At 30.1% G+C, this 10483-nt stretch carries 11 protein-coding genes; all 11 read right to left on the bottom strand.

The genetic code is table 11. From position 1 onward, the window contains the following. On the bottom strand, positions 1–1075 hold a 1075-nt coding region (locus AC2A1C_RS15440), incomplete at its 3' end, for a hypothetical protein (RefSeq protein ID WP_484026816.1). Positions 1076–1086: 11 nt separating this feature from the next. After that, positions 1087–1884 carry a hypothetical protein gene (locus AC2A1C_RS15435; RefSeq protein WP_484026815.1) on the bottom strand — a complete coding sequence of 266 codons (798 nt, stop codon included), beginning with the start codon at positions 1882–1884 and terminating at the stop codon, positions 1087–1089. Positions 1885–1903: 19 nt separating this feature from the next. Then, the gene (locus tag AC2A1C_RS15430) at positions 1904–2071 is read right to left on the bottom strand and encodes a hypothetical protein (RefSeq protein WP_484026814.1); all 168 of its coding nucleotides are present in this window, start codon (positions 2069–2071) and stop codon (positions 1904–1906) included. A gap of 391 nt (positions 2072–2462) precedes the next feature. Then, complete coding sequence (locus tag AC2A1C_RS15425) at positions 2463–3482, bottom strand: DUF3289 family protein (protein ID WP_484026812.1); 1020 nt, start codon at positions 3480–3482, stop codon at positions 2463–2465. 36 nt (positions 3483–3518) lie between these two features. Beyond that, entirely contained in the window at positions 3519–3821 is a 303-nt protein-coding gene (locus AC2A1C_RS15420; RefSeq protein ID WP_484026811.1) for a hypothetical protein, read from the bottom strand. 1 nt (position 3822) lies between these two features. Beyond that, a complete protein-coding gene (locus AC2A1C_RS15415) occupies positions 3823–4284 on the bottom strand; it encodes a hypothetical protein (RefSeq protein WP_484026810.1) in 462 nt (153 codons plus the stop codon). Continuing rightward, positions 4248–4925 (bottom strand): hypothetical protein, encoded by a 678-nt coding sequence (locus AC2A1C_RS15410; RefSeq protein ID WP_484026809.1) that lies wholly within the window; start codon positions 4923–4925, stop codon positions 4248–4250. Before AC2A1C_RS15410 ends, AC2A1C_RS15415 begins: the two co-directional genes overlap by 37 nt. 310 nt (positions 4926–5235) lie before the next feature. Beyond that, positions 5236–5559 carry a PAAR-like protein gene (locus tag AC2A1C_RS15405; RefSeq protein ID WP_484026808.1) on the bottom strand — a complete coding sequence of 108 codons (324 nt, stop codon included), beginning with the start codon at positions 5557–5559 and terminating at the stop codon, positions 5236–5238. Positions 5560–5581: 22 nt separating this feature from the next. After that, on the bottom strand, positions 5582–6031 hold the full coding sequence (locus AC2A1C_RS15400; RefSeq protein ID WP_484026807.1) for a hypothetical protein: 450 nt from the start codon (positions 6029–6031) through the stop codon (positions 5582–5584). 139 nt (positions 6032–6170) lie between these two features. Further along, positions 6171–8111: a hypothetical protein gene (locus AC2A1C_RS15395; protein WP_484026806.1), complete on the bottom strand. Its 1941-nt coding sequence runs from the start codon at positions 8109–8111 to the stop codon at positions 6171–6173. A gap of 6 nt (positions 8112–8117) precedes the next feature. After that, on the bottom strand, positions 8118–10232 hold the full coding sequence (locus tag AC2A1C_RS15390; RefSeq protein ID WP_484026805.1) for a type VI secretion system Vgr family protein: 2115 nt from the start codon (positions 10230–10232) through the stop codon (positions 8118–8120). Between the last annotated feature and the right edge of the window lie 251 nt (positions 10233–10483).

Genomic DNA, 10483 nt, shown 5'->3' with positions numbered 1-10483 from the left:
TTAATTCTAAATCTTCAAACCATTTCCATACAAATGATTCATCTTTTGTATACATATGTCCAAATTTGTCATCTTTAGGGTTTTTTACCAATCCTGAATATTTTATTCCTTTTATAAAATTAGCATCATTAAGATTTTTATACATTAAAACAGGATCCCAATCTATATTTATCTGAAATGTTTTCTCTGGAAAAGTAACTGAAAAACCAGAAACATCGGCAGGAGAAAAGTGAACCACTTTTTCAATATTGATATTTTTTTGCTTTAAAACACTAATCAAACCTTCTGCAAAAGCTCCTCCCATACTATGAGAAATTATCATAATTTTTCTATACTGTTGAAAAATTTCTTTGTAAAACTTTGATTCCTTATTATTAAACCTATCATTTGCAAACTTTTTCCCATCATTGAATCTGCTACTCCCTGATGAAAATTTTGTACCTGCACCATTAATAAAATATTCTTTTTTTGCTTTGAAGTAGCTTTTTGCAGAACTTTTTAATCCATAGCCCCAATATTGCTCACCCCATTCTGTTCCTGCATAAGGCATATCTTTATTCCAATAACCACAGATATATATTATTATTGGCTCTAAAGTTTTTATAGCGACATCTACACTTACTTCATCAATAGGATTTTTAAAATAAGCATACACTCGCATATTATGGCAAGGAATCTTTACCTGTATAGTTTGGGTATTTCCACTTAACGAAGAATAATCAGCAAACCAAGGAATCGGCATTCCATTAATTTTATATAACCATGCAAGTTTTTTATATTCGCTTTTTGATGCTGATCTATTAAAAGTTGCTTTAAACCAGTATTTCACTCCTTCTTTAGGTTCTTCCACTTTTTTACCATTATCATCCAATGGACCTTCTACTTTAACGACCAACAAAGTTTGATCCTTTTTCGCTTGATACTCATTAAATTGCTTCCCTCCATTTTTTCCATGAAAAATTGTTTCTTTTGGGGATTTGAAATCCAATGCTCCTTTAGAAGCATCTTTGGTAATAGATTCTGCTTCTTTATAGGATTTTCCAAATATATTCCGTATGATATTTCCACCTTCCATTTATTGTGCTTTTATTTACTTTCTATGGCAATTTTTTCTTCGTACAAAAGAAAATCATTATCGTATAATTTAAAATCTGCTGTCTTTTTAGTATAATAATATTTTTGAGAATGATATTCCATTGATATCAACAACTTAATTTTATAGTTTGAAGAGATTCTATGATATTTTTCATTTATAATACCCACTAATTCTTCTGTAACAAAGTTTTCTGCAATAAAAGTAATTTTTAATCCTTTTTCAGTTACATCATACTTTACTTTTCCTTTACAGATAGTATTTCCTATTGTCTTAATATGCCATTGCATTGTATCCTCAGATTCTAAACTGTCTTTGGATCCTGCAGGAGAAAAAAAGAATAGATTCCAAAAAGGTTCTTTTGTTTTGTTTTTGGAAAATTTGTTTTCATTTTTTGCAACTTCCAAGTATTGATCTCGCAAATCGGAAACACTGTCCGAAACTGTTATAAGTTTTTCAGATGATTTTTTTAATTGATTGAACCATCCTTCATGGTTTACCATATTCAAAAAATTTCCATGAAAATCTACCTCAACAGCAATAGGATAAGAATAATATTCCAAGTCATGAATAGTATCTAAATAGGTATTTCTTGTAGGATATGAGCTGTCATACGTTCTGTCTACTACCCAAACTAATGATTTTTCTTTTCTTTTATGCTGATAGATACTGAAAACAAAATTTGTCTTCAGTTCTTTTTTCTCTTGAAAGAAAATATCTGTGTTTTGCTCTACTTTGTAATGTAAAGGTTTTTCTTTATACTGTTGGCTTGGTCTTATCTGAATATTCATTTAAAAAAATAAATCAACATTACTCTTTACAATTGTTTGCTATAACTTCTTCTGGTAAGTCATAAAAATAAATTTTCTCAATTGTTCCACTATTACACTTTTGAATATAATAATTAGCAATATAATCTTCTTGGTAATGAGAAATTTCTTCACTTGAAAACCCTCCAGGATCTTCTTTGTTTTTCATAAAGTATGATGTGTTGTTTGTTTTTCTATAAAAAACGAAATCAATCGAAGTAACATTTTTTTGCATTAATATCTTCTCATGCTTCAACCTACTTTTCACATAATTTACTATGTCATTCTTCAATGAATCTTTCACAGAATTGGGATTGTTAATCAAAATGTAATATGAAGTCTTTACAGAGTCCTTATAGTAATCATTTGTAAAAGTTAATTTATCTAAAGAGATAAATTCATCCCTCTTATCATCACAACCTGTGACAATAAAAAAGAAAAGAAATATTATGAAAATTTTTATAAATTTCGAATGCATCATCATTTAGTTTACACAGTCTTTTATAATTAGTACATTTATTTCTCGTTAGATAATAAATTTAAAAAGATATTTAACTAAATTAAATTTCTCCTGGCCTTTTTCTTCCCATGTTTCTTAATCTATCGTCTCGCTCTTTTTCAGACCTTCTTTTATTTTCTCTCTGTGTTTTTCCAATAGAAATATTCTCTTTAAAAGTTTTTTCAAACTCAACTTTTGTTATAAATGGTTTGAAGCCTCTAATATGTTGTAAAATAAACCAATATCTAAATCCCATTAGATAATAATATTTCTTTTCTATATCAGGCATATCAAGTCCAAAGTGATCATATAAAGTCACTTTATATGTTGCTTCATAATCTTCATTATCAAACTTATTGAATTTAATTAATTTGACTTCATAAGCCCATGTATCATTCATACAAATAGTAAGACCTCCATAAAATGTATCTTTTAATGTGGAAAACTGTGGATGTCCCCATCCTCTTTTTCCAAATTTTCCATTCTCATTATCAGTAAAATGAATTTCACCATCTTCAATATTAGAAATATTTCCCTTACTTTTACTTAATCTATCTGCAATTTCATCTTCAATACTAATACAAAATCTCTGGGTTGAAGGATGTGCTTTTACATGCTTTGTGAGAATGAAATTTGTATACTCATTTCCATGGCTTTGCTTAAATTGCTCAATCATATCAAGTGCTACGATTTCCAATTCTCCAACTGAAAATAAATCTTTTACCATTCTTTTAAAACCAGCCCAAAGCTCATCATTAGTTCTATCTCTAATTTCTCCTTTTATCCATACACCTCTATTTTCAATATCTTTTATTGTATAACGGGCAGGATATTGATTTGATACGCCAACTCCATAACATAAATCATCAGCCATATTTTTCCCCTGCCTATCTAATCCTTTGATTTTAAACCTATCTATATATACTGGTAGTGGATTATTTATTTTTACTTCAACACTTACTTTATCTGTGGGACTTTTGAAATATGCATACACACGCATATTATAGCAAGGAATCTTTACCTGTATAGTTTGGGTATTTCCACTTAACGAAGAATAATCAGCAATCCAAGGAATCGGCATTCCATTAATTTTATACAACCATGCAAGTTTTTTATATTAGCTTTTTGATGCTGATCTATTAAAAGTTGCTTTAAACCAGCATTTCACTCCTTCTTTAGGTTCTTCCACTTTTTTACCATTATCATCCAATGGACCTTCTACTTTAACGACCAACAAAGTTTGATCCTTTTTCGCTTGATACTCATTAAATTGCTTCCCTCCATTTTTTCCATGAAAAGTTGTTTCTTTTGGGGATTTGAAATCCAATGCACCTTTAGAAGCAGCTGTGGAAATAGATTCAGCTTCTTTGTAAGACTTTCCGAATATATTACGTATAATATTTCCGCCTTCTCCAGCCATACTATTGCATTTTCACTTGTTTTCCGCTATTAACATTTACTTCTTTGGCACTTTCTACATTAATGGATTCTTTAGTACTTATATAGGCTCCTGACTGCATATTTTCGGTAATATTTTTTGCTTTAGAACTTCTTCCTACTTCCGCAGTTTCTATAATATTACTCGCTGTAAGGTTATAATCATCATTGGCAGTTTCCGTAATATCCTCTCCAGCTAAAATATTTACATTTCTTTGAGCAGAAGCCACAATGTTACTTCCTGCGTTGATGAGTACATTCTCTCCCGCCGTAAACGTCATATTCTTCGGCGCATTCACATTAATATTTCCGGCACCGTCCATCAGATAAGTATTTCCACTCAGGTCTTCTATGAAAACACTGCCTTCTGCATCGTTTAGGATGATTTTTGTTCCGCTTCGGGTGTGGATCACTTTTTTGTCATTTCCTGAATTAGAATAGAACATGATAAAAGTAGTGTTAAAAAAATCCAAACTTTTTTGCTTGGATTTTTATTTTTTATAAATCTGTTTTTTTCGAAATTTTCTTCAGCTTTGGTTTTGGCTTCGGCTCTTACTCTTGTTAGCAGTTTGGAAATCGTGTAATCATCTTTTTTCACTGTCTTTTTAAATACCTTTTTTCCTCGGTTACTCACTTTCGAAATATAGCTATAAGCATTTTCAAATAAAACTTTGTTAGCTTCTACTATGGATTTTCGGGTGCTCAGAATACTGATTTGCTCAGCATTCCATGTTTCCATTTGTGGCAAGACTGATGGAAAATAATCTAAAAATCCATCCGGCATATCTCCCGATTCCAGTTCTGTCTCATGAGTTTGAAAATAGGGTAGAGCCTCTCGCAGATCTTTTATGGCCCCTTCAATATTTCTCTTAGAAAATTTACTTCGGATGCTTGAGATCATTCCACTATCTAAACCTGCATCTTCCGAATAATCTATTAAAAACAATAATTTTTTATTCACTTCATCAGCAAGATTGTACAGCTGTTTGGTTACGCTTTTCAGTTCTTGGGTTTTTGCCAGAATGGAAACTATTTTTCGCACTGCATCTATAGAATTTTGAAATTCAGTTATAAAACTGGCATTCATGGTTTTATAATGAAGAATGAAATCGTTTTAGTCTCTGTTTATACTTGTAATTAATGTGTATCCTGTTGCAGGATAATCCTCATAATTTAAATTATTGTTTGCAATATTTATTATTTTTTAATGTAATCTCTTCTGAATATTTACTTTTTTTTCTGCCTGTTCACTTTATTTTTCTGATAACTTCCTTTTCAGTTTGAAGAATCTATTTTATATCTTTCACCGTTCACTTTGTTCTTCTGATGGTTTACTTTATCCTTCTGGATATCTACTTTATATTTTCAATTATTACTTTTTCTTTTCTGATTTAATACTACCCTTTTACAAATGTTTGATTAGATTTTATAAATGTAATTTCTCCCCCAACTGAGCATTTAATCTTAGACTTTTCTGTTAAATATTTTAATCCATTTATTTTGGAATTTGCTGCAACATCTTCCCATATTAATAGTGCAATTGAGCATGAAGATTGAGTAACACTGCAAACGCCAAATGGAGTTATTGTTTTATCCGCATCTGTTGCTTGAAGCTGTCCATTAGTTTTAATTATTGATTGGCTGGTTACTGATAGAATTCCGGGTATAGTACCTTTATCACATTTACATTGAGAGTTTTCTATTATCTTTTTTTCACTCATAATTTAAAAAATTAATTGTTTTTTACTTATTTATCCTTTCCTTCGTTTTTCTCTCTTCATTTTCTTGTTCATCTATTTTACTTTCTGTTTCTGCATTCTCTTTCATTTTATAGCACTCTGACCAATTCATCACGTTCCATCTATTCTTAGTTTTATTATAAGTATAGATATAAGTTGGACAATCATATTCATAAGCAACATCGTGAATATTATGAGATTCAGTGTTAATATATTTTATTTTTCCAAAAATATTTTTCTTGATTTTTGTAATTTTTATATAATCAGAATCAAATCTTAGATTGACTACAGAGTCATTTACAATCCTCACTTCCTTAAGATAAAAAAGATCTCCTTTTTTATCTTTTGTTTTTATTATTTCTTTTGAAACGTCTTCTTGTTTCACGAAAACAATACTGTCATTTTTGATTCTGTTAGCAATCTTTATTGTGTTCTCATTAATCAAAAAAAGCATTTTATCAGATTTAAAAAATTGATGATGCAATTGTATAGCATCTATACAAATACTGTCAATTATAGCATTTGAAATCTTTTGTCCAAAAATAAATATTGGGCAAAAAAATAAAACTATATAATAGATGCTTTTGTTCATATCACACATATATTTTTTCATCCACAAGAAAATTATATGCCATACCATATTCATAACTATGACTTGTAATAAGCATATTGATATTTGTTTTTATGGATTTTTGTAATTTTTCTATATATTCTTCTTTTTTATCATAAAAGTCATTAATAATTATATAGTCATCACTTAATAAAAAACTAATTCTATTACACATTTCTTCAGCATATCCACTTTTTCCCTCTCTATCAATTAGCCAATCTACCTTTTTATTATTTGCTTTATTCCACTGTTTCTTAATAATAGAATTTGGCTTTATATCATAATCCATATAATTTTCTTTTGTTTGCGATTTATTCAAATTAAAATCTGAATCACCTTGTACTAAATGAGTATGATTAAGATTAAAATTATGACCAACCTCGTGTACATATGTTTCTTTATAATCTGCCATAGCTGTTTGTGTAATTATTGTGATACCTTTCCCAAGTAGTCCAACACCAACTTCATTCTTTTGTGTGTTTGTAGTTGTTGTAGTACTACCATCAGCATTAGTCTTTGTACTTGTTGTAGAATTTATACGAGCAATTATATCAGGCGACACAAAACAAAATATTATTAATGAGGAAACATATTCTGTAAATTGATTAAAAAAATAATCATAATAGGATAGAATTTTTTTTGAGCCATCAGTATAAGAAATTGTTTTTGTTTTAAGTTTCATAAGTTCAATAAGACTTTTACTCTCATTTCTTTTTGTTTTTTTTCCATTCGTTTCTTCTTCTATTTCTTTTATCCCTACGGGTTCTTTACCAAAAGCATCCTTAAATATTTTATTGATGAATTCTTGTTTTTTCTCTTCATTCTTAAAAAAAATTTTATTTACCAATTCTTTATGAAAATCAGAAGTAGGCGTATCTACAAGTTCGTATACTCCTTTTGCATTTTTAGCAATTTTACCATATACATTAAACTTTTTATTTACGTCAGTACTCTCTGGCTCTATATTCATAAAACCTAACGTAGACAAAACATTGATTCGTATATTTGCTTGATCTTCAAATATTTTTAGCGCCTGTTGTAAACTTGTAACGACAGAATTTGTAAGTGTCTTTGTTTTATTATTTACTCTTAATTCTACTATTTTTAAGGGAATAACATCATTTTGATTATATATTAATTTTTTTTCATCTAGTGTTTTTTGTTTTCCAGCATCTATTATAAATCTCCAGAAATTTAATTGACCCAATGGATATTCTATATCATTATATTTATAATAAGCCACTAAAGCATAATTTTGAGTTAGTTGTTCAGAAACCGTTATTTTAATTGGTGTTAATTGATCATCTTTGCCAATATCAAAATCGAAATCTTTTTTATCAATTGTAACTATTTCTCCTTCATATTTACTAATCACAGTTTTCTTATCATCAGTCCATTTTATTTGGTTATTCTCATCAGTTGGTACTATTGAAAAGAATATTTTTTCGTTTTTTTCGTTTTTTGCCTTTTTGTATTCTTTATAATTTTTTTCATCTGCAATATGCAATATTTTTGCTTGAATTGTAATCCCTTTATTTGGTACATATATCCAAGGAATGCAATATTCTTCAATAGAATTATTGCCATTATCTTTATCTGTTTTTTTCTTTAATTCAAATGTACCTGCTTTTAAATTATATTCAATTTCTTCACCCTTTTTATTTTTTACTTTTTTTAAATAATTTACATCTGTTAAGATTTTATACTCATCTTTTGCTGTACCATATAAATCAGGTCTATAAATGTCAAATCCAAAATCTTCTTTATAAGTTGTATCTATATCTGATCCCGCTTTTCCTTCACTCTGTTTATCAGAACGAAAAAAAGCAACAACTCCTGTAAATAATCCAATAGGCTTCGCATTTTCTTTAGCATTATTGCCTTCATTATTTACTTCTTGTGCGATTATAGTATATCTGCTCATATTCTTTTAATTATCTATTTCATATATTATTGTATGCGAATGTGGGATTTCAATTTTGTAATCATCACTTGGCACATAAAAACTACCAAAACTTATATCCTCATTTGTATCATTATCTCTAAGAATTACATTAACCACCGCTTCTTTCATATCTTGTGTTTCAACAACAATTTTGTTAGAATCTCCTAAAAATTCAGTTTTTTCTCCTTTTTTGTCATACAAAGTAATCTTATTAATTTTTCCTTCTTTCTTCTTATCTGTCGTTTTTTTATCCTTAGAATTTGTGGTTGGGCTTTTTGCTTCTCCTCCTGCTAAATGTTCTATTTCAGAACCTTTTATTTCTGTTTTTCCATTACTTATAATAACTACTTTATTCACTGATGTTATCTTTATATTATTTGAAATCAAATTTTGTTTATCACTCTCCAAAGTAATACTTTCTTTAGCATTCATTATAATATTCTTTGCACTAATTGTAAAAGTTTCAGGAGTAGTAATAGCAATATTTTTACCTTTTGTATCAAGTTGTATTACATTATCATTTTTATCTTTTATTGTAATACCTATACTTTCAGGACGTTCATCGAATTCTATAATATGTCCTTCTTTGGTACGTATAACTTTCAATTGATTTTTAGGGTGAGCATACCCACTTTTCTCACTTCCATTATACTGCGTCCCCATTACAAAAGGCTTCTCGGCATTCCGGGATTCAAAATCTACCAAAACTTCTTCTCCTATCTCGGGAATGAAATGAAAACCTTTGCCACTTCCGGAATGTGGCTGTATCATCCTGATCCACGGCGTGATTTGTCCTTTCTTTTCCTGCCAAGGAAACTGCACCCGGATTCTTCCCATTCCCATCGGATCGTCATTTTCCATTACTCTTGCCGGTTGTGCTTCTCCTAAAGGAACTGCCTCGTCATCCTGATATGGCGCATTGAACAAATCCGGTATTCCCACAAATTCATTGTAATAGGTATTTCCGTCATGATAATGCTTGATTTCTGTAATGCGGTAGGTTTCCATTGCTCTTCCATTAATGTCGATCAGCTTGGCTCTTCCTCCTATCTTCAGTTCCGGGTCTTTGCTTTTGCCTTTTACCCAAACAAGATTTTCCCTGTTTTCTTTTTCCCTTCTTGTGGCTTCTTTGAGTTCCCTGTCTGTACTGTCCGATATTCCGCTGTGGTTGAACATCATATCCGGCTTCTTCTTGTATACTTTTTTGGAAGCATTGATCGCTATTGCCTGAAAAGGATTTTCTTTGTATTGTAACTGGGCAGAAGAAGAATCTTTCTCGGTTTTTCCTCCCGCCTGAACATTATAGGTATGATAGATGAATTCCTGTGGTTTGATGTTCATTTCAAATTCCACTTCGATCAGATCGATGTTTTCTTCTAAAGTAACAATGGGCTGAACTTTGTTTCCGAACACCAATTGTTGTCCATTGTAATAAAAGTATTCTCCAAATTTCACTGCCAGTCTTTTGATGAACTGATAGTCCGATTCTTTGTATTGTACTGTATAAGGAAGGGTATATTTTGAGTTCGGGTTTTCTACTGCTACTTTGGCTTCTTCAGGATATTCGGAAGTAATTTCCTTGATAATTTGCTCTAATGTCTTATCTTCAAAACTCTGGCAGTCTTTGCCGTTTTCCAATAAGATACTCGGTGCATAACCGGTAATAAAAAGTTTTCCGTATCCGTTTTCTTTTTTGTTCTTAACATTGGCAACAATCCCTGTGAAAATCTGACTGACATCCCCAAAACGATGAAGATGGATCGTGATATTTTTTCCAAGAATATTTTTAGAATTTTCCATCACATATCCCTCGAAGCTGTCCATGGCATCATCTGGAACGGTAATGGTAAAATGGTCGTGATCATTGGTATTCTGGTTCAGATTTAAGGAAAAACTGGATTTATCCAAAAATGGTTTGCCATCCAAAGTCAGTGTACAATACACCAACGGACTGTCTTTATCCGCCAGAAAATCCTTGAAGGTTTTGCTGGAAAAATATTTTTTGATATCATCAGGATGATTCAGTCTTCCATTGCTTATAGCATCCGAACCGGCTTGAAAACCATTAAGCTCTTCATCGGAATATATTCTCTTGGACATATTTTGAAGGATTTTAGGTGTTGAATATAACTTGTGTTTTTATAAATATTTAAATTTAATAATCTCTTTTTGATTTGCTAATGAATGGACATTATCTTTTTTAAGCAAACTCATTAGAATGTTTAAATTTTATTCGATACTCTTTTATAGTATTTTTCTTAATCTTAAAATAGATTAAAACTTAAACAAGCTCTTACTTTTTTTAATTTTACTCTTTCCATGTTTTCTCATGGATCGCTCCATTCACATCA

The sequence above is a fragment of the Chryseobacterium sp. HNCC26DJ241 genome (genome assembly GCF_057180505.1).
This window is presented reverse-complemented; position numbering and strand designations above follow the sequence as displayed.

Bases quoted from the DNA above. Each gene is read 5' to 3' on its own strand.
- AC2A1C_RS15415 (WP_484026810.1), bottom strand. From the start codon at position 4,284: ATGTTCTATTCTAATTCAGGAAATGACAAAAAAGTGATCCACACCCGA.
- AC2A1C_RS15420 (WP_484026811.1), bottom strand. From the start codon at position 3,821: ATGGCTGGAGAAGGCGGAAATATTATACGTAATATATTCGGAAAGTCT.
- AC2A1C_RS15405 (WP_484026808.1), bottom strand. From the start codon at position 5,559: ATGAGTGAAAAAAAGATAATAGAAAACTCTCAATGTAAATGTGATAAA.
- AC2A1C_RS15410 (WP_484026809.1), bottom strand. From the start codon at position 4,925: ATGAATGCCAGTTTTATAACTGAATTTCAAAATTCTATAGATGCAGTG.
- AC2A1C_RS15430 (WP_484026814.1), bottom strand. From the start codon at position 2,071: ATGAAAAACAAAGAAGATCCTGGAGGGTTTTCAAGTGAAGAAATTTCT.
- AC2A1C_RS15435 (WP_484026815.1), bottom strand. From the start codon at position 1,884: ATGAATATTCAGATAAGACCAAGCCAACAGTATAAAGAAAAACCTTTA.
- AC2A1C_RS15425 (WP_484026812.1), bottom strand. From the start codon at position 3,482: ATGCCGATTCCTTGGATTGCTGATTATTCTTCGTTAAGTGGAAATACC.
- AC2A1C_RS15390 (WP_484026805.1), bottom strand. From the start codon at position 10,232: ATGTCCAAGAGAATATATTCCGATGAAGAGCTTAATGGTTTTCAAGCC.
- AC2A1C_RS15400 (WP_484026807.1), bottom strand. From the start codon at position 6,031: ATGCTTTTTTTGATTAATGAGAACACAATAAAGATTGCTAACAGAATC.
- AC2A1C_RS15395 (WP_484026806.1), bottom strand. From the start codon at position 8,111: ATGAGCAGATATACTATAATCGCACAAGAAGTAAATAATGAAGGCAAT.